This is a genomic window from Sulfitobacter sp. 1A10359 (assembly GCF_043558145.1).
Taxonomy (GTDB): Bacteria; Pseudomonadota; Alphaproteobacteria; order Rhodobacterales; family Rhodobacteraceae; genus Sulfitobacter; species Sulfitobacter faviae.
This window is the reverse complement of record NZ_JBIFGB010000002.1, coordinates 67,788-86,331: the sequence shown is the minus strand read 5'-3', so window position 1 is coordinate 86,331 and position 18,544 is coordinate 67,788. Positions and strand designations below refer to the sequence as shown.

At 62.3% G+C, this 18,544-nt stretch carries 14 protein-coding genes, 3 tRNA genes and 1 pseudogene; 13 read left to right on the top strand and 5 right to left on the bottom strand.

The features are described 5' to 3' along the window. Positions 1-130 precede the first annotated feature (130 nt). The 5 genes from ACGYK2_RS04750 to ACGYK2_RS04730 all read left to right on the top strand — a co-directional run bounded on the left by ACGYK2_RS04750 (position 131) and on the right by ACGYK2_RS04730 (position 2,101). Positions 131-712, top strand: coding sequence for a histidine phosphatase family protein (locus ACGYK2_RS04750; protein WP_271687589.1), 582 nt, complete (start codon positions 131-133; stop codon positions 710-712). Beyond that, complete coding sequence (locus ACGYK2_RS04745) at positions 709-1,278, top strand: histidine phosphatase family protein (protein ID WP_271687588.1); 570 nt, start codon at positions 709-711, stop codon at positions 1,276-1,278. The genes ACGYK2_RS04750 and ACGYK2_RS04745 overlap by 4 nt, the downstream gene beginning before the upstream one ends. Before the next feature lie 41 nt (positions 1,279-1,319). After that, positions 1,320-1,395 (top strand) — tRNA-Val (locus ACGYK2_RS04740). Positions 1,396-1,796: 401 nt separating this feature from the next. Then, a tRNA-Asp gene (locus tag ACGYK2_RS04735) sits at positions 1,797-1,873 on the top strand. A gap of 151 nt (positions 1,874-2,024) precedes the next feature. Then, a tRNA-Asp gene (locus ACGYK2_RS04730) sits at positions 2,025-2,101 on the top strand. A 126-nt stretch (positions 2,102-2,227) separates the two neighbouring features. Here the strand turns inward: ACGYK2_RS04730 and ACGYK2_RS04725 are convergent. After that, positions 2,228-3,598, bottom strand: coding sequence for a M20/M25/M40 family metallo-hydrolase (locus tag ACGYK2_RS04725; RefSeq protein ID WP_394374243.1), 1,371 nt, complete (start codon positions 3,596-3,598; stop codon positions 2,228-2,230). A gap of 81 nt (positions 3,599-3,679) precedes the next feature. Continuing rightward, entirely contained in the window at positions 3,680-4,756 is a 1,077-nt protein-coding gene (locus ACGYK2_RS04720; protein ID WP_271687586.1) for a sensor histidine kinase, read from the bottom strand. Positions 4,757-4,978: 222 nt separating this feature from the next. On the opposite strand from ACGYK2_RS04720, the gene hemA reads away from it, so the two are divergent. The 3 genes from hemA (at position 4,979) to ispG (ending at position 8,852) form a co-directional block, all read left to right on the top strand. Further along, positions 4,979-6,202, top strand: a complete 1,224-nt coding sequence (gene hemA / locus ACGYK2_RS04715) for a 5-aminolevulinate synthase (RefSeq protein WP_067265045.1) — start codon at positions 4,979-4,981, stop codon at positions 6,200-6,202. 120 nt (positions 6,203-6,322) lie between these two features. Then, complete coding sequence (locus ACGYK2_RS04710) at positions 6,323-7,639, top strand: helix-turn-helix domain-containing protein (RefSeq protein WP_394374242.1); 1,317 nt, start codon at positions 6,323-6,325, stop codon at positions 7,637-7,639. Positions 7,640-7,727: 88 nt separating this feature from the next. After that, positions 7,728-8,852, top strand: a complete 1,125-nt coding sequence (gene ispG / locus ACGYK2_RS04705; protein WP_271687583.1) for a flavodoxin-dependent (E)-4-hydroxy-3-methylbut-2-enyl-diphosphate synthase — start codon at positions 7,728-7,730, stop codon at positions 8,850-8,852. A 129-nt stretch (positions 8,853-8,981) separates the two neighbouring features. On the opposite strand, the gene ACGYK2_RS04700 is transcribed toward ispG, so the two are convergent. Further along, positions 8,982-9,443: a disulfide bond formation protein DsbA gene (locus ACGYK2_RS04700; protein ID WP_276155541.1), complete on the bottom strand. Its 462-nt coding sequence runs from the start codon at positions 9,441-9,443 to the stop codon at positions 8,982-8,984. 32 nt (positions 9,444-9,475) lie between these two features. Continuing rightward, positions 9,476-10,225 (bottom strand): DsbA family protein, encoded by a 750-nt coding sequence (locus ACGYK2_RS04695; RefSeq protein WP_271687581.1) that lies wholly within the window; start codon positions 10,223-10,225, stop codon positions 9,476-9,478. A gap of 96 nt (positions 10,226-10,321) precedes the next feature. Between ACGYK2_RS04695 and ACGYK2_RS04690 the strand changes: the two genes are divergently transcribed. The 5 genes and pseudogenes from ACGYK2_RS04690 to ACGYK2_RS04670 all read left to right on the top strand — a co-directional run bounded on the left by ACGYK2_RS04690 (position 10,322) and on the right by ACGYK2_RS04670 (position 17,611). After that, on the top strand, positions 10,322-11,464 hold the full coding sequence (locus ACGYK2_RS04690; RefSeq protein WP_271687580.1) for a pyridoxal phosphate-dependent aminotransferase: 1,143 nt from the start codon (positions 10,322-10,324) through the stop codon (positions 11,462-11,464). 59 nt (positions 11,465-11,523) lie between these two features. Beyond that, on the top strand, positions 11,524-12,744 hold the full coding sequence (locus tag ACGYK2_RS04685; protein ID WP_271687578.1) for an N-acetylmuramoyl-L-alanine amidase: 1,221 nt from the start codon (positions 11,524-11,526) through the stop codon (positions 12,742-12,744). Positions 12,745-12,872: 128 nt separating this feature from the next. After that, a complete protein-coding gene (locus ACGYK2_RS04680; protein ID WP_271687577.1) occupies positions 12,873-15,428 on the top strand; it encodes a penicillin-binding protein 1A in 2,556 nt (851 codons plus the stop codon). 126 nt (positions 15,429-15,554) lie between these two features. Then, a complete protein-coding gene (prfB, locus tag ACGYK2_RS04675; RefSeq protein ID WP_067268656.1) occupies positions 15,555-16,679 on the top strand; it encodes a peptide chain release factor 2 in 1,125 nt (374 codons plus the stop codon). A gap of 49 nt (positions 16,680-16,728) precedes the next feature. Continuing rightward, positions 16,729-17,611 (top strand): annotated as a pseudogene (locus ACGYK2_RS04670) (amidase family protein). A gap of 6 nt (positions 17,612-17,617) precedes the next feature. Here ACGYK2_RS04670 and ACGYK2_RS04665 read toward each other — a convergent pair. Continuing rightward, complete coding sequence (locus ACGYK2_RS04665; RefSeq protein WP_271687576.1) at positions 17,618-18,415, bottom strand: helix-turn-helix domain-containing protein; 798 nt, start codon at positions 18,413-18,415, stop codon at positions 17,618-17,620. Between the last annotated feature and the right edge of the window lie 129 nt (positions 18,416-18,544).

Genomic DNA, 18,544 nt, shown 5'->3' with positions numbered 1-18,544 from the left:
TCCCCCTAGTTCGCGTTGGATTAGCTTGCCGCTCCGAGCCTGTGCCCATGTCCCATAGCTTGCCTTCTCTGCGTCGGAGTGATCCTTATCCCCATCGGCCCATACCACGGGCACAACGGGCGGAGAGAGCATGTCGGCACATCCCAAAATCTGGTTCCTGCGCCACGGGCAGACCGAGTGGAATCGCGCGTTTCGTTTGCAAGGGCATCTCGATTCACCATTGACCGATCAGGGCATCGCCGAGGCTGAGCGGCAGGCACAGATCATGCCAGCGATCCTTGCGCAAAAGCCGGATATCCTCGTCTCTCCGCTTGGCCGCGCGCAGCAGACGGCGCGGATTGCGTTGAATGGGGCCGCTTTCCAGACGGATGCGCGATTGATGGAGATACACGCAGGCGATTGGCAGGGGGCAACCCGGGACGAGATATTCGCCGCACACCCCGACCTCGCTGCCCGCGACCCGGCCCCCTTGGAGATCTACGCCGCCGCGCCGGGCGGGGAGGGGCTGGCGGCCTTTCGCGGGCGGATTCGGGCGGTGCTCGACAGTTTGACCGCGCCGACGGTGCTGGTCGCCCACGGGCTCTGGGGGCAGGTGCTTCGCGCAGAGGTATGCGGCGTCGATCCGGCAGAGGCCGGTCGACTCAGCAATCGACAGGGCTGCGTCTATCTGCTGGAGAACGGGACCGAGCGCATCTTGGAAGCCCCCGCATGAGCCGTTACCCGACGCTCTATATCCTGCGCCATGGGGAGACGGAGTGGAACCTCGCCAATCGGCTCCAAGGGCATTTCGATTCCCCGCTGACCGAGCGGGGGCGCGAACAGGCCGCAGCGCAGAACGCGATTCTGAAGCACTGCGATCTGGCGGGATTTTCGGCGCTCAGCAGCCCGCAGGGGCGGGCGGTGGTCACAGCCGAAATCGCGCTGGCGGGGACGGGGCTGGAGGCTGCGCCTGATCCCCGTTTGGGGGAGATCGGCATCGGCGCTTGGGCCGGAATGTCGCGCGATACGCTGCTGCGCCAAACCCCCGCCGCGCGTGATTCCTACGATCTTTATGAACACGCCCCCGAGGGGGAGGGATTCGCGGCACTTCACAAGCGCTGCCTACGCTTTCTGAACAGCCTGTCCGGCCCCCATGTGCTGGTCACCCACGGCATCACATCGCGCATGTTGCGCCTTATTTTACTGGGCCGCACGCCTGCCGCGCTGCGGGAGATGCAAGGCGGGCAGGGGGTGGTTTTCCGTCTTGAGAACGGTCAGCAAGAAAGGCTGACATTATAGGCTTGAAGCCCGCCCCCACCTTGGGCTATCAGGTCCAAGTCGGGTCGTTAGCTCAGTTGGTAGAGCGCTTCGTTTACACCGAAGATGTCGGGAGTTCGAGCCTCTCACGACCCACCATCCCTCCAACCTATTTATTTGGATCAACCGGCTGCCCCAGTGGTGAGCCCGACCGACGCCCGCCCGCTGCGCGGTCAGTCTGGGTCGGGAGTTCGAGCCTCTCACGACGCAGCATTTCCCTCTCGTTCAGCGATTGATGTTGGGCCAGCAGCTCAATGCCTCCGCAGCATAGCAGTATTCCAAGCCATAGCCTTCGTCAGCCCCGACCATGGGGCAGTCAAGTAAAAGCGGCCCGATCCCTCCGGAAAAACCACCCGATTTTCGGCCTCAAACCCGGCCCATCAAACGCCCCAAAAACAACTTACGAAAATTTCACATTTTCGCGCAAACCGCGCTTGACGGCGGAGCGCCCTCACCATAGAACACCCAAACGCTCCGGGGCGACCTGGAGAGTGCAGCGGGCGGTTGTAGCTCAGTTGGTTAGAGTACCGGCCTGTCACGCCGGGGGTCGCGGGTTCGAGCCCCGTCAACCGCGCCACCGCTGCCTGAAAAGGGGACCTCTCTGAGGTCCCTTTTTTCGTTTCAAATCCCCTTAAAATGCCACGCAAAAACTTCTTTTGAGAAAGCGCATTTTCTCGCGCGAATGCGCTTGACGCCCCGCGCCCCGTGGCCTATTCCGCCCACATCGCGCGGTTGTAGCTCAGTTGGTTAGAGTACCGGCCTGTCACGCCGGGGGTCGCGGGTTCGAGCCCCGTCAACCGCGCCACTTTCCCCCTCTATTTCGTAACGTGCAGGCGCTAAGCCCTCGTTCACGCAGGCTTATTCAGCGTTGCCTTTTGAGGCCCTGACAGTGGAATATATGGCGACCGGGCAGGCCCGATCGCCAAGCTGCTTAGGTCAGCGCATCAATGATGCGCGCCCAGGAGCGGATGCCTTTGTGGAAACTTTCCATGTCGTATTTCTCGTTCGGGGAGTGGATTTGATCGTCATCCTTGCCGAAACCGATCAGCATCGGCTCGGTCCCGAGAATCTTTTGAAAATGCCCGGCAATCGGAATCGAGCCACCACAGCCGATATAGGCCGCAGGCACCTGCCATTCGTCGCTGAGCGCTTGGCGGGCGGGTTCGAACATCGCATGGCCAATGTCCACCCCCGAGGCTTGGCTGGCGCCATGGCCTGAGAACTCTACCGTGCAGTCTTCGGGCAGCATCTCAGCCACCATCTTGCGGAAGTTCTCACGGATGGCGAGCGGGTCTTGCGTGCCGACGAGGCGGAAGCTGATCTTGGCATGCGCCTCGGAGGGCAGCACCGTTTTAAAGCCATCCCCAGTATAGCCGCCCCAGATGCCGTTGACCTCGCAAGTCGGGCGCGACCAGATCATCTCAAGCGGGGTGCGGTCCTGCTCACCCGCCGGTTTGCTGAGCCCCACGTCGCCGAGGAAGGCGCTATGGTCAAAGGCAAGGCCCTGCCACTGCGCTTCCAAATCCTCGGGCAGGTCCGGCACGCCGTCATAGAAGCCGGGGATGGTGATGCGGCCTTCGTCGTCATGCAGCGCGGCGATCACCTTGCTCAGCGCGCGGATCGGGTTCATCGAAATACCGCCATACATGCCCGAATGCAGGTCTTTCGACGGGGCGGTGACGGTCAGCTCTTCGCCCAAAAGCCCGCGCAGCATGGTGACGATGGCAGGGGTCTTGCTTTCGAACAACCCGGTGTCGCAGATCATCGCCACATCGGCTTTCAACTCTTCCGCGTTCTCCTCCATAAATGGGACGAGGGAGGGGGAGCCGGATTCCTCTTCGCCTTCGAGGAAGAAGGTGATGCGGCAGGGCCAATCGCCTTTCACCTCTTTCCACGCGCGTAGGGCTTCAATGATGGTCATCAACTGGCCCTTGTCATCGGCGGCTCCGCGGCCCCGGATCACGAGGCCCTTCTCCGTCTCCTCAACCGCCGGATCGAAGGGATCGCGGTCCCAAAGGTTCAGCGGGTCGACCGGCTGCACGTCATAGTGGCCATAGAACAGCAGATGCGGCTTACCTTCGCCCACATGGCCCACGACCATCGGATGCCCCGGCGTGGCGCGTTTTTCGGCTTCCACGCCCATGGATGTAAGATCGGCCGCCAGCCAATCGGCGGCGCGGTCGCAATCGGCCTTATAGGCCGGATCGGTCGAGATTGACGGGATGCGCAGCAGGTCCAACAGGCGGTCGGTGGCGGCGTGCAGATCGTTGTCGATCCGGGCGAGAACATCGTCGAGGGACATGGGCATAATTCCTTGCGCTTGTGAATTTGGCGCGAAGGTATCAGGCGGGCAGGGCGTGTCCAGTGGCCGCAGGGCCCGCGTTCAGAAGGTGAGCGAGAGGCGGCTGCCCTCGGAGGTAAGCTGGCTGTCGACCTGCGCATTCAACTGCGACGCCGCCGCCGCCATCAAGGTCTGCCCAATGCTGTCGGCCCGCCCTTTGCCCTCGTTCGCGGCCCCGATGCCATCGTCTTTGCATTCAAGGTGGAAATGCCCGTCCCGCAGGCTGAGGTCGATTTCGATATGGCCGGGCGCGCCATCCGGGAAGGCGTGTTTGATCGAATTGGCGGCAAACTCGCTAATGATCAGCCCCAAGGATGAAGCCGCGCTGGATCGTAGGGTCACAGGGTCCGACCGGTAGCTGATTTTGACATGCCCCGGTGCGGTTTCCTGCAAAAGCTCCAAGACCCTGTCGAGGTATTTGCCCACATCGACCTCATCGCGCCCCTGTCCGGTTTGCAGCTCACCATGTAGCGTTGCCATGGCGTTGACCCGGCGCTGAATGCCGTTCAGCACATTGATCGTGGTCGTGTCATCCAATTGCCGGGTGTGGAGCCGAACCATGGCCGACAGTGTCTGGAGCGAGTTTTTGACACGGTGGTCGGCCTCGCTCATCAGCACGGCTTGGCTGCGCAGGGAAAGGCGCAGGTCGAGTTGCTTCATTACCTGACGCGACAAGACAGAGATCGCCTTGCGTTGCAGCGCGGTCAGCCTGCGGGGTTTGGTGTCGAGGATGCACAGCGTGCCAAGCGGCAGCCCGTTGGACGCAATCAGCAGCGCACCTGCATAAAACCGCAGCCCGTCGCCTGCGGTGCACAGCGGGTTGTCGGCCATGCGCGGGTCTTTCAGCGTGTCGGGAATCTCAACGAAGCGCTCTTCCAGAATCGCGTGAGAGCAGAGCGAGGTTTCGAGCGGCGTCTCGCGCGCACCCAGACCCACTTCGGCCTTGAACCACTGTCTGTCCTTGTCGATCAGGTTGATCACTGAAATCGGCGCGTCACAGATCTCAGCCGCCAGTTCGACGATCTCGTCGAACTCCTCCTCGCGCGGGGTGTCGAGAATCTCGTAATTATAAAGCGTCCGCAGGCGCTGGTCCTGCTGGGGATGTGGAGTGGCGCGCAAAACAAACTGCCCTTTCTGGATTGGTCCTTTGGAAGCATGAAAGCGGCTGGCAATACAAGCGAACAATCTTAAATCGAGCGTAGAACGCGCAGCGCCTGCGACAGTTCGCCCCGCAAAGGGGCCGGGATAAGAGATTGAAGCTTCGGCTTTGGATCTGTAATCATTCTAAAAGCTGAATATGGAGGGGCCTCCTCCTGTTCGCGCCAAAAGATGGAGACGCGCATGGACTATAACGAGAAGCTCGACGCGGCGATTGCGCGCCTGCATGACGAAGGACGCTACCGGACCTTCATCGACATCGAGCGTCGCAATGGTCAGTTCCCCCATGCCGTCTGGACCAAACCCGACGGGTCGCAGCAGGATATCACCGTTTGGTGCGGCAACGACTATTTGGGCATGGGGCAGAACCCCGTGGTGATCGAAGCCATGGAAGAAGCGCTGCGCGCCACCGGCGCAGGCTCTGGCGGGACGCGCAACATCTCGGGCACGACGGTCTATCACAAGCAGCTCGAGGCCGAACTGGCCGATCTGCATGGCAAGGAAGCGGCGCTGCTGTTCACCTCGGCCTATATCGCCAATGACGCCACGCTCTCGACCCTGCCCAAGCTCTTTCCCGGGCTGATCATCTATTCCGACGCGCTGAACCATGCCTCCATGATCGAAGGCGTGCGCCGCAATGGCGGAGCCAAGCGTATCTTCCGCCACAATGATGTCGCCCATCTGCGCGAGTTGATGGAGGCGGATGACCCTGCCGCGCCCAAGCTGATCGCTTTTGAATCGATCTATTCGATGGACGGCGATTTCGGGCCCATCGAAGAAATCTGCGATCTCGCGGATGAATTCGGCGCGCTGACCTATATCGACGAGGTGCACGCGGTTGGCATGTATGGCCCGCGCGGGGCAGGGGTGGCGGAACGCGACCGGCTGATGCACCGGCTCGACATCATCAACGGCACGCTGGCCAAAGCCTACGGCGTGATGGGCGGCTATATCGCCGCCTCTGCCAAGATGTGCGACGCGATCCGTTCCTATGCACCGGGGTTCATCTTTACCACCTCGCTGCCGCCTGCCGTCGCTGCGGGGGCCGCCGCTTCGGTCGCCTATCTCAAACGCGCGCCCGAGCTGCGAGAGAAACACCAGCAGCAGGCCAAGGCGTTGAAATTGCGGCTGAAGGGGCTGGGCTTGCCGATCATCGACCATGGCAGTCACATCGTGCCCGTTATGGTGGGCAACCCGGTGCACACCAAGCTTCTGTCGGACATGCTGCTCGAAGATCACGGGATCTATGTTCAGCCCATCAACTTCCCCACCGTCCCGCGCGGCACGGAGCGGTTGCGCTTCACGCCCTCACCGGTACATGGGCCTAAAGAGATGGATGCACTTGTCCGGGGGATGGACGTGCTCTGGTCGCATTGTGCGCTGAATCGTGCCGAAGCTGCGGGCTAACGCAGCGCTATTCGTGTTTTGCGTTGTCTTGTGGTAGCCTTTTGTCAAGAAAAGGCTACATCCGAATCGTTGGGGCGTGTTTGGATCAAAGCTACAGGCTAACAGGGACAGGGCATATTGATGATCGGGCGATGGGCCTCCAGAACCGCTGAGGACGAAACAGTCGAACCCAAAGGGTTCGATGCATTCGAATTGCGGTTGGGGGATGTCATGCGCGGCGAACGGGCCACGCTTGGTAAATCCCTGCTCGACGTGCAGCGCGAATTGCGCATCAAAGCCTCCTATATCGCCGCAATCGAAAACTGTGATCCCGGCGCATTTGACACGCCCGGCTTCATCGCGGGCTATGTGCGCTCCTACGCGCGCTACCTCAATATGGACCCAGATCAGGCCTTTGCCGCCTTCTGCAAGGAATCCGGTTTCGCCGTGGCCCATGGCATGTCCGCCGAAGCCTCCGTCGTCAAAAAGCCGAGCTTCGAGGAACGCCGCAAGTCCCCGAAAGAAGACGATCTTTTCGCCCGGCCCAACACGCCCTTCGTGCCCACGGGCGACGGGTTGCTCAGCCGGATTGAGCCGGGGGCGGTCGGCTCCTCGCTGGTGCTGATCGCGCTGATTTCGGCCATTGGTTTTGGCGGTTGGACCGTGCTGAAAGAGGTGCAGCGCGTGCAGGTGGCCCCGGTGGATCAGACCCCGATCGTGCTTTCCGATCTCGACCCGCTGGATGGGGCGCTGGCCAGCGCGCCTGACGCGGAAGACGATTCCGCCGCGCCGCAAAGCGTGGAAAGCCCTCGGGCCGAGGCGCTGGACCGGCTTTATCGCCCGCAAGCGCTTGACGTGCCGGTGCTGGTGGCGCGTGACGCGCCGATTGCTTCTATTGATCCGCGCTCTGTCAGCAATTTCCCGACGCCGGACCGCCCCGATACCGCCGCGCAAGGCACCGTGGTGGCCGAGGCATCGGAGGGTGATGACAGCCTGTCAGATGACAGCATCACCAGCGCCATCGACGAGGCTGTGATGCTCGCCAATGCCGATACCGACCTGCCCAAACCGCAGGTTGTTGAGCCTTTGGGCGAGAAAGTGCGCATGGTCGCCGCTTACCCCTCTTGGGTCCGAGTGCGCGCGGCTGACGGCACGGTGATTTTCGAAGGCGTGATGAACAAGGGCGACACATGGGATGTCCCCGTCACCGAAGAGCCGCCCTCCCTTCGGACGGGCGAATCGGGTGCGCTATATTTCGCCATGGCAGATGGCTGTTTCGGCCCCGTTGGGCCGCGCGGGGCAGTGACCTCAAACGTGCCGCTCCACGCGCAGGCGCTGGCTGAGCTTTATGAGCCGGTCGATCCGACGGCGGAGCAATCGCTCAGCCGAATGTTTGCCGACCTCGAAGGCTCGCTCGACCCCTCCGCTCTGGCGGCGATGCCCTGTCAGGGCAGCTAAACGCGCGGGCTGCCGCTTCCCATTGCACATGATGCTTCGGCTGAATAGGTAGGGGGCCATAGCCCCTGATCCCGCGAAAGGTGTCTTCATGTCGCTTCATTCCATTCGCCCTTGGCGCGATATTCCGCGTCGCAAGTCCCGGCAGATCATGGTGGGCAATGTGCCGGTGGGCGGTGACGCGCCGATCACCGTGCAGACCATGACCAACACGCTGACCACCGATGTCGCTGCTACCATCGCACAGGTCCAAGCCGCCGCTGACGCAGGCGCCGATATCGTGCGCGTCTCGGTCCCGGATGAGGACTCGTCCAAAGCCTTGCGTGAGATCGTTCCCGAAGTGTCGGTGCCCATCGTTGCGGACATCCACTTTCACTACAAACGCGGGATCGAAGCCGCAGAGGCCGGTGCCGCCTGTCTGCGCATCAACCCGGGCAACATCGGCGATGAAAAGCGCGTGCGCGAGGTCATCAAAGCCGCGCGGGACCACAATTGCTCAATCCGCATCGGCGTGAACGCAGGCTCGCTGGAGCGGCATCTGCTGGAGAAATACGGCGAGCCATGCCCCGATGCGATGGCCGAAAGCGGGCTGGATCACATCAAGATCCTGCAAGACAACGATTTCCACGAGTTCAAGATTTCCTGCAAGGCCTCGGACGTCTTCATGGCCGCGGCGGCCTACCAACAGCTTGCCGATGCCACCGACGCGCCCATCCACCTCGGCATCACCGAGGCGGGCGGGCTTATGTCGGGCACGATCAAATCGGCCATTGGTCTGGGCAACCTTTTGTGGAGTGGCATCGGCGATACCATCCGCGTCTCCCTCTCCGCCGATCCGGTGGAAGAGGTGAAGGTTGGCTATGAGATTCTCAAATCCCTCGGGTTGCGGCACCGTGGGGTGAACATCATTTCTTGCCCCTCTTGCGCGCGGCAGGGGTTCGATGTGATCAAAACCGTCGAGACCTTGGAGAAACGTCTGGAGCATATCAAGACGCCGATGAGCCTGTCGATCATCGGCTGCGTGGTGAACGGCCCCGGTGAGGCGCTGATGACCGACGTGGGCTTTACCGGCGGCGGGGCCGGGTCTGGCATGGTCTATCTGGCGGGCAAACAGAGCCATAAGCTCGGCAATGAAGGTATGATTGATCATATCGTCGAGCAGGTCGAGGAACGCGCGGCGCAGATTGAGGCTGAGGCGGTGAAGGCGGCTGAGTAGGTTGGGGGCTGGGCCGCTGGCGCTGTGTTGGTTGAGGGGCTGCGCAGAGGTATTTTTAAAAGGATGAAGATGAGGGGGAGCGCGTGAGCCGGGAGGTTGGCGCGCTTTGTCTGTTGTTGGAATGGGTTATTAATCAGTGGGTTGTGGGGGCGTCTTCACCTTGTTTGGGGTGAGGTGTTTTTCTAGGACGATGGGGGGCATGTGGCCGTTGAGGATCATTTCGGGCAGCACATAGAAGGGGGCGTCGGTGAGCCCTAGGGCGGTAGCCCAGCGGGCGGGCTGGGGGTGGCTGAGATCGTGTTGTATGAAGGTGATGCCGTAACGCTTTGTAATTGCGGTCAATTCGTGGGCGGCGGTGGCGCAGGTCTCGCAGTCTTCTGCGGTGAAAAGCGCGATGGGGTGGCCCGCCAGAAGGTCGGGGGCCAAGCGGTCGAGCAGCAACAGGTCGTTTTGAATATGCCGTTGCATTTGCGTCGGGCCGGCCAGCGCTTTGGCGATGACATCGCCATTGGCAAGGACCGCGGCGCGGAGTTCGGTTTCAAACGCATCTCGCGCGGACGGTTCATCGGCCCCGGCGGGCAGGGCCAGCACGAGCGCGGCCAGAAATGCCGGGGCGCGCATCTTTAGCCGCGTTTTTCTTCTACCAGCGCCATCATTTGATCATAGGGCAGGTAGCCGCGCAGCATTTCGTCTTGCATGACGAAGGTGGGCGTGCCGGTGATCTGCAGCTTTTGGGCCAGCGCGCGGGTTTGGGCGATCTCTTGCGTGACCGCGTCGCTGTCCATCTCGGCTTCGATTGCTGCGACATCCAGATCGAAGCTTTCGCCCAAGCGGCGGAGGGCGGGGAGGGTGACCGCTCCGTTGAAGGCCATAAGCGCATCGTTCAGTTGTTTGTAAGCGTCATCGCCCGCGACCTGTTTGGTCGCCACGGCAAAGCGCGACGCCAGCAGCGATTGCTCTCCAAGGATCGGGAACTCTTTGACGATCAGTTTGATGTTACCGTCGGTTTCCAGAAGTTTGGCCACTTCGCCATGGGCGCGTTTGCAGTAGCCGCAGCGGTAGTCGAGGAATTCAACCAGCGTGATGTCCCCCTCCGGGTTGCCGCCGACCCAAGAGTAGCCATCGTCGAAAATCTCATCGGCATTGGCGGAGACCAGATCGAAATCTGCCTGCATCTGCGCTTGGGCCTGACGGTTTTGCATCTGCTCTACCGCTTGTAGGATCACTTCGGGGTTTTCCATTAGATAGGCGCGGACCTCGGCCCGGAACTGCGCGCGTTCGGCGTCTGTAAGCTCGGTCAGGTCCATGGCCCCGGCGGGGGCGGCAAGGGTGACTGCACCGGCAAGGGCAGGGGCGAGGAGGCGGACGAACATGGGCGGTCCTTTCGGTAAAGCTGCGAAATAGGGGCCAAGGGTTGACGCCCGGCATCAGGCGCGGTGAAAGCACATGCCGACAGTAGGAGCAAGCCCATGCGCAATTCAACCAGGTCCGCCGTTGATCCCTTTATCGTGATGGACGTGATGCAGGCCGCCAGCGCCGCCGAAGAGGCGGGCCGTCACATCATTCATATGGAGGTTGGCCAGCCCGGCACGGGCGCGCCGAAAGGGGCGGCGGCCGCGCTGGCCAAGGCGATGGGTGAGGGGGCCTTGGGCTATACCGTGGCGCTTGGCCTGCCTGCTTTGCGGGCGCGGATCGCGCAGATGTATGGCGAATGGTATAACGTCGATCTCGATCCGGCTCGGGTGGTGATCACCCCCGGGTCCTCGGGCGGGTTTTTGCTGGCCTTTACCGCGCTCTTCGATTCAGGGGATCGGGTGGGCATCGGGGCGCCGGGCTATCCCAGCTACCGTCAGATCCTGCGCGCCTTGGGGATGCAGCCCGTCGATCTGCCCGCCGCGCCGGAGAACAGATATCAGCCGGTCGCGGCGGATTTCGCGGGGGAAGACCTGCGCGGTTTGCTCGTGGCCTCCCCGGCCAATCCTTCGGGCACGATGCTCGACCGACCCGCCTTGACGGCGCTGACGGAGGCCTGTGCGGCCAATGACATGTCCTTCATCTCGGACGAGATTTACCATGGCATCGAATATGACAAGAAGGCCGTGACCGCGCTGGAGGTCACCGATGACTGCTATGTGATCAACTCCTTCTCGAAGTATTTCTCGATGACCGGCTGGCGCGTGGGCTGGATGGTGGTGCCCGAGGATCAGGTGCGCGTGGTCGAGCGGATCGCGCAGAACATGTTTATCTGCGCACCCCATGCTAGCCAGATCGCGGCGCTGGCGGCGATGGATTGCGACGACGAATTGCAGGCCAATTTGGCGGTTTACCGGCGCAACCGCGACCTGATGATCACCGGTTTGCAAGAGGCGGGGTTTACCGACATCGCGCCGCCCGATGGGGCGTTTTACGTCTATGCTGATGTTTCGCGCTTTACCGATGACAGCCGCGCCTTTGCGGCGGAAATTCTGGAGAAGGCTGGCGTCGCCGTGACCCCGGGGCTCGATTTTGACCCGGCGCGGGGGCATAAGACGCTGCGCTTTTCCTATGCGCGCAGCACGGCGGATATGGAGGAGGGCATCGCCCGGCTCAAAGCCTTCATGGCGGCGCGCTGAACGCTGGTTTGGCCGCGCGGCAGGTGATAGAAGGGCGAAAACGGGCAGGGTGATCGATCATGCGGGCAATCTTTAGGGGACTGGCAGTCATGTTGGCCTGCGCGGGGCCGGTCACCGTCGCGGCGCAGGAGTTGACGGCGCTGGCGCGGGTCGATCCGGTTGAGAGCGCGGTGAGTGATCGCTGGTTCGGCAAGACCGATTTGACCGTGGCGCTGAGCCAGGGCGTGCCTTTCCGGGTTTTTCTGCTGGATGATCCCGCCCGACTGATCGTCGATTTCCGCGAGGCGGATTGGTCGAATGTCGCCCGGGGGGATCTGTTGGAGAAGCCGGGCCGTATCTCGGCACTGCGGTTTGGTGCGTTTCAGCCCGGTTGGTCGCGTCTGGTGGCCGATTTGGCCGAGCCGATGGTTCCCGCTGAGATTGGCATGCCGGTGGACACAAGCAGCGGCAAGGCGCGGCTTGAGATTACCTTGGAGAGGGTCGAGGCGGAGGTTTTTGCCGAGGCCGCGGGCGCGCCGGTGGACCCTGATTGGACCACCGCGCTCACCGCGCCGCCGAAACCTGCGGTGGCAGACAAGTACAGTTTCACCGTCGTTCTGGACCCCGGCCACGGCGGCATCGACCCCGGTGCGCAGCGCGAGGGATTGGACGAGAAAGACCTGATGCTCAACTTCGCCCGCGACCTGCGCGATGCGCTGCGGCGCAAGGGGGTGGATGTCTTGCTGACCCGGGATGAGGATATTTTCGTCGCCTTAGAGCACCGGGTCGCCATCGCCCATCAGGCCGAAGCGGACCTTTTCATTTCGCTCCATGCCGACAGCCTGTCGCAGGGCGGGGCGAGCGGGGCGACGGTCTATACCCTTTCCGATGATGCCAGCGATGTGGCGACCGAACATCTCGCGGCGCGACATGACCGGTCGGACATCATCGCGGGGGCGGATTTGACCGGCTCAGATGATCAGGTGGCGGGCATCCTGCTGGATCTTGCCCGGCAAGAGACCGAGCCGCGCTCAGATGCGCTGGCCGAGATTTTGGTCGATGGCATGGGCGCGGCGGGCGGGCCGTTGAACAGCCGACCCCTGCGGCGGGCGGGTTTCTCGGTCTTGAAGTCCGCCGATATTCCTTCGGTTTTGGTCGAAGTGGGGTTCCTGAGTTCCAAGCGCGATCTGACCAATCTGCGCGATCCGGTGTGGCGCGCGTCAATGGTGAGCGCGATGGCGGATGCGATCGTGACGTGGCGTGATCAGGATGCGGCGCTCAAACCATTGATCAGAAAGTAAAATAAAAAGATCTGACCGCTTTCGCGATGGGCGAAGATTCGCCCCCGCTGGCGGCCATGTGTTTTGACCCGAGCCGGTGCATCCTGTATAGGCTCGGAACTGTCCCTAGCCAATGGTGGTCCGCGCGCGTGTTTCGATTTGTTCTGTCCTTTTTCGGGGGGATCTTTACCACCCTGACCCTGAGCGTCGGCATGGTGGCTTTGACCATCGGGGCGGTGTTCTGGATGTATGGCCGTGATTTGCCCAGCCATGAGTCGCTGGCGCAATACACGCCGCCGACGATCAGCCGAATTTACTCGGGCCAAGGCCGTTTGATTGACGAATTTGCCAAGGAACGCCGTCTTTTCGCCCCGGCCAATACCATTCCGGATCTGGTGAAACAGGCCTTCATCTCGGCAGAGGACAAGAACTTCTACACCCATGAGGGCTATGACCTGCGCGGCATCGGTGCGGCGGCGGTGGATGCGGTTAAATCGCGCGGGCGCGACGTGCGCGGGGCCTCGACGATCACCCAGCAGGTGATGAAGAACTTCCTTTTGTCGGGCGACCGCCGGGCCGAGCGTAAAATCAAGGAGATCATCCTTGCTTCGCGCCTTGAAGAGACCTTGAGCAAAGAGAAAATTCTTGAGCTCTATCTGAACGAGATTTTCCTCGGCCAGAACTCCTATGGCGTGGCGGCGGCAAGCCAGACGTATTTCAACAAGACGCTGAGTGAGTTGGCCCCGCATGAGGCGGCCTTCCTCGCCTCGCTGCCCAAGGCGCCGTCGGATTACCACCCGGTGCGTCGCAAGGACCGGCTGCTGGCGCGGCGGAACTTCGTGCTGCGCGAGATGAAAGAGAATGGCTATATCTCGGAAGCGGTCTATGAAACCGAAGTGGCGCAGCCGCTGCGCTCGGTCCAGAACGGTGATTTCGAGAGCTTCAAGGCCGAACTGCCGCCGCGGGATTACTTCACCGACGAAATCCGTCGCCAGTTGAGCGAAGATTTCGGCGAGGGGGAGTTCTTTACCGGCGGTTTGACCGTGCGCGCGACCATCGACAACGAGATGCAGCCCATCGCGGCCAACGCTCTGCGCCGTCAGCTGGAGCAATATGACCGCGGGCGGGGCATCTGGCGCGGGACGCGTTTTGAGATCCCCGCCGATCAATTGGACAGCGAAGAGGAATGGCGCGCTGCGCTGGCGGACCTGCGGGTGCCGCGCGACATCGATCTGGAGAACCAGTGGTATCCGGCGGTGGTGCTTGAGGTCGGCAGCAATGACGCCCGCATCGGCATCGAAGGCGTCGAGGATGACGAAGACGGCCACTGGATCCCGGCCAAAGACGTGCAATGGGCGCGCAAACGGCTAGATGACGGCTCTCTGGGGCGCAAGGCTCAGGTGGCGGGCGACCTGCTTGAGGTGGGTGAGGTCGTCTTGGTCCGGCGCATGACCTCGGACAGCGACGGATCTTTCATCCGCTGGACTTTGCGGCAGGTGCCAGAGGTGCAGGGCGGTTTCGTCGCGATGGACGTGCACACGGGCCGCGTGATCGCGATGCAGGGCGGCTTTTCCTATCAGGCGAGCGTGTTCAACCGGGCCACACAGGCCAAGCGCCAGCCGGGGTCGAGCTTTAAGCCCTTCGTCTATGCCTCCGCGCTCGACAGTGGCTATAGCCCCGCGACCATCGTGGTCGACGCCCCGATTGAGATCAACACGCCGCAGGGCGTTTGGCGGCCGCAGAACGCCTCGCATAAATTCTATGGGCCGACGCCCCTGCGTACGGGCATCGAACAGTCGCGCAACCTGATGACCATCCGTCTGGCGCAAGAGGTCGGGATGGATGTGGTCGGCAGCTATGCGGAGCGTTTCGGCGTTTACGACGACCTCGCGCCCTTGCTGTCGAACGCGCTCGGCAGTCAGGAAACCACGCTGTATCAAATGGTTTCGGCCTATGCGATGTTCGCCAATGGCGGTGAGCGGGTGCAGCCCACTTTGGTCGACCGGGTGCAAGACCGCTATGGCCGCACCGTCTACAAACATGATGAACGCAAATGCTACGATTGTGAGCAGATCAACCTCGCCCCCGGTGAAGCGCCGCGGATCATTTCCAACCGCGAGCGGGTGATGGACCCGGTGACCGCCTATCAGTTGACCTCCATGATGCGGGGCGTGGTCGAGCGTGGCACGGCGCGCAATGCGGTGAACCTGCCGGTGCCGATCGCGGGCAAGACAGGCACCACCAACGATGAGAAAGACGCGTGGTTCGTGGGTTTCTCCTCCAACGTGGTGGCGGGCTGCTACATCGGTTTTGATACCCCGCGCCCGATGGGCCGGGGCGCGGGCGGCGGGCGGCTCTGCGCGCCTGTCTTCCAGCGCTTCATGTCCGAGGCGATCAAGAAGTATGGCGGCGGTGACTTCGCGGTCCCCGACCAGTGCCGCTTTATCAAGATCGACCGTTTCACCGGTGCCCGTTTGAGCGACAGCGCCACCGGCGCCAATGTCGTGTCGGAATGTTTCCGCGATGGCGAAGAGCCGCTTTTCGGCATTTCTTTCGACGGCGGCTTTGCCATGGGGGCGGACCTGCCACTGGTCGAGGAACTTGGCGGGTCTTCCTCGCGTCAGGTCACCACGTCGACCGGCAAGAAAGCCACCGTCGGCCCCAAGGCTAGCTTTGGCACACTCAGCTCCGGCGGTCTTTACTAATCAGGCCAAAGGGGGCGGGGCAAAGTTGCGCTTTGCCGCCCCCCACTTGCCGCCGCTGGCGGGCTGGTCTATCTCTCGTGCGGCTCCGGTTTTCGGGGCCGCATTACTTATCAAAGGCAGGCACACATGCGCGCAGAGGCACAGAATACCGCGGACCAGATCAGCAAATCGCTGGAATTGCTGGCCCAGCGACTGGATGTGGAGACCGCGCCCTACCGGCTGGAAGAATTCAACGCCCGCGTCGAAGACCCGAACCTTTGGGACAACCCCGATGCGGCGCAAAAGCTGATGCGCGAGCGTCAGTCGTTGGTCGATGCCATCGACACCTATGAGGGCATCAAACAGGAGTTGGCCGACAATCTCGAACTGATCGAATTGGGCGAGATGGAAGAGGACGAAGAGGTCATCTCTGACGCCGAGGCGGCGCTGAAGGCGCTGGCAGAAAAGGCCGCGCAGAAAGAACTCGAAGCGCTGCTAAACGGTGAGGCCGACAGCAACGACACCTTCCTTGAGATCAACGCAGGCGCGGGCGGCACGGAAAGCTGTGACTGGGCCAGCATGCTGGCGCGGATGTATGTCCGCTGGGCCGAGAAGAAGGGCTATAAGGTCGATCTTCAGGCCGAAAGCCCCGGCGACGAGGCGGGCATCAAATCCGCGACCTATAAGATTGAAGGCCACAACGCCTATGGCTGGCTGAAATCCGAAAGCGGTGTGCACCGTCTGGTGCGCATTTCGCCCTTCGACTCGGCAGCCAAGCGGCACACCTCTTTCACCTCCGTGAAGGTTTACCCGGTGGTCGACGACAATATCGAGATCGAGGTGAACCCCTCCGATATCCGCATCGATACCTACCGGTCCTCCGGCGCGGGCGGTCAGCACGTCAACACCACCGACTCGGCGGTGCGGATCACCCACCACCCCACGGGCATCGTCGTGACCTCTTCGGAGAAGTCGCAGCACCAGAACCGCGACATCGCTATGAAAGCGCTGAAATCGCGGCTCTATCAGATGGAGTTGGACAAGCGCTCGGCACTGGTGAACGAGGCGCATGAGAACGCAGGTGACGCGGGCTGGGGCAACCAGATCCGCTCCTACGTTCTGCAGCCCTATCAGATGGTCAAAGACCTGCGCACCAATTACGAGACCTCGGACACCAAAGGCGTGCTCGACGGCGATCTCGACGGGCTGATGGGGGCGACGTTGGCGTTGGCAGTCTCGGGCAAAAGCCGGGCCGAGGCGCAGGGCGACTGAGCCCATGACGTCCCCTTCATGGAATGACAGTGACCAATAGGGGGACATGATGGAATTGCTAAATTGGGACGCCTCAGAACTGTCTGAGGCGCTGGCCGCGCGAAAGATATCCGCGGTCGAGTTGATGCAGGCGACATTGGACCGGATCGTGGCAGTGAACGGCAAGGTGAATGCCGTCGTCTCCCTCCGTAATCGCGACGCTTTGCTGGCCGAGGCTGAGGCCGCCGACGCGGGCCCGCGCAAGGGCTGGCTGCACGGCATTCCCATGGCGATCAAGGATTTGGCGGATGCAGAGGGGCTGCCCACCTCGCAGGGCTCGCCGCTCTTTGGGGCAGCCCCGGCCACGCGGGATCACCCGGCGGTCGCGCGGCTTCGCGCCGCCGGTGCGATTGTGATCGGCAAGACCAACACCCCGGAATTTGGCCTCGGCAGCCATACCTTCAACCCGGTGCATGGGGCGACCTGCAACCCCTATGACCTTGACCGCTCGGCTGGCGGCTCCTCTGGCGGGGCGGCGGCGGCGCTGGCGGCGCGGATGGTGGCCGTGGCCGATGGGTCCGATATGATGGGCTCCCTGCGCAATCCGGTGGGGTGGAACAACGTCTACGGCATGCGGCCCAGCTGGGGCACGGTGCCTTCGGGCAATGACGGCGCCCTCGGCGCAGGTCTGGCCCTTTGCGGTCGAACAGGTGCACCCGACCGAGATCGACGGTCAGCCGTTGGATACCTATCACCGTTGGATGCAGGTGGTGGTCCCGGCCAGCCTGATCGGCCTGCCGGTGGTCAACATCCCCGCAGGTTTCGACGCGCGCGGTCTGCCCTTGGGGCTGCAACTGATCGGCAGACGCGGCAGCGACGCGCGTCTGCTCCAACTGGCCCAAGGTTGGCATGAGGCGACGGGCTATCCGAAGGCGCAGCCGCCCCAGCTTTAACGGGGCTTAGTTAAAAGGCGCGTCAGGCTGAAGCAGGCGGCGGTGGTAGGGCATCAGCGCGTCGATGTCGGTGAACCCCGCCTGCCGCGCGGCGGGCAGAACGGTTTTGGGGTCTCTGCCGATATACTCATAGGTCAGCCGGGTCACCCGCGTGCCCGCGGCGCTTTCGGGGGCGGTGCGGGTGACGTAGCCAACCCAAAAGTTATTTTCGAAAGAGGCGACGCGGTTGAGGTAGTTGAACGACCCGGTCAGCGTACGACGCCGCGAGACGACGATGGAAACCCCATTCTCCTGCCGTGAGACGATGCCGCGATATTCCCGCGCCATCGGGTTGGTCGGCAGCTCTTGCGCGCGCAACGATGGCGCGCTCTCATAGCCGCGCAGGAAGGTGCTGCTGCCATGGCGCGTGATAAAAACCACGCCGGTCACGAACCTGTCCTGATCCAGAAAAGACCGCCGCGCGAAACGGTAAAAACCGCTTGGGAAATCCGCCTCGGGCACATTTTGAATTCCGGTGCCCAGGAAGTCGCGCAGGAAGCTGTTGTTGATCGGATCTTGGTTCAGGGAAATCTCGGTCACCGGCTCCAGCAGCACCCGCGCGTCGATCTCGAAAAAGCGGCAGATCCGCGCCAGCACATCGGGCCGGGGGAAGCTTTCGCCCGAAAGGTAGCGGTTGAATTGCGTGCGATTGATGCCAAGCTGCCGGGCAAGGTCAGAGATCGAGGGGTAATCCGCTGCCAACTGGCGCAGATTGGCGCCGAACATGCTACGAAGTTCAGAGGGAGAGCGGTTGGGAGCGGACATGCAGCCTCGTTCTGAATGGGTCGCGACCTTGGAATAAAAGCCGCTATGGCCAGATGGTTAACAGACTGACGCGAAGGCGCGTCAAAGCTGACGCCGAATTGTAGCTGACCCTACTGGAACCGACACAAA

Bases quoted from the DNA above. Each gene is read 5' to 3' on its own strand.
- ACGYK2_RS04750 (WP_271687589.1), top strand. From the start codon at position 131: ATGTCGGCACATCCCAAAATCTGGTTCCTGCGCCACGGGCAGACCGAG.
- ACGYK2_RS04745 (WP_271687588.1), top strand. From the start codon at position 709: ATGAGCCGTTACCCGACGCTCTATATCCTGCGCCATGGGGAGACGGAG.
- ACGYK2_RS04725 (WP_394374243.1), bottom strand. From the start codon at position 3,598: ATGTCCCTCGACGATGTTCTCGCCCGGATCGACAACGATCTGCACGCC.
- hemA (WP_067265045.1), top strand. From the start codon at position 4,979: ATGGACTATAACGAGAAGCTCGACGCGGCGATTGCGCGCCTGCATGAC.
- ACGYK2_RS04710 (WP_394374242.1), top strand. From the start codon at position 6,323: ATGATCGGGCGATGGGCCTCCAGAACCGCTGAGGACGAAACAGTCGAA.
- ispG (WP_271687583.1), top strand. From the start codon at position 7,728: ATGTCGCTTCATTCCATTCGCCCTTGGCGCGATATTCCGCGTCGCAAG.
- ACGYK2_RS04695 (WP_271687581.1), bottom strand. From the start codon at position 10,225: ATGTTCGTCCGCCTCCTCGCCCCTGCCCTTGCCGGTGCAGTCACCCTT.
- ACGYK2_RS04690 (WP_271687580.1), top strand. From the start codon at position 10,322: ATGCGCAATTCAACCAGGTCCGCCGTTGATCCCTTTATCGTGATGGAC.
- ACGYK2_RS04685 (WP_271687578.1), top strand. From the start codon at position 11,524: ATGCGGGCAATCTTTAGGGGACTGGCAGTCATGTTGGCCTGCGCGGGG.
- prfB (WP_067268656.1), top strand. From the start codon at position 15,555: ATGCGCGCAGAGGCACAGAATACCGCGGACCAGATCAGCAAATCGCTG.
- ACGYK2_RS04665 (WP_271687576.1), bottom strand. From the start codon at position 18,415: ATGTCCGCTCCCAACCGCTCTCCCTCTGAACTTCGTAGCATGTTCGGC.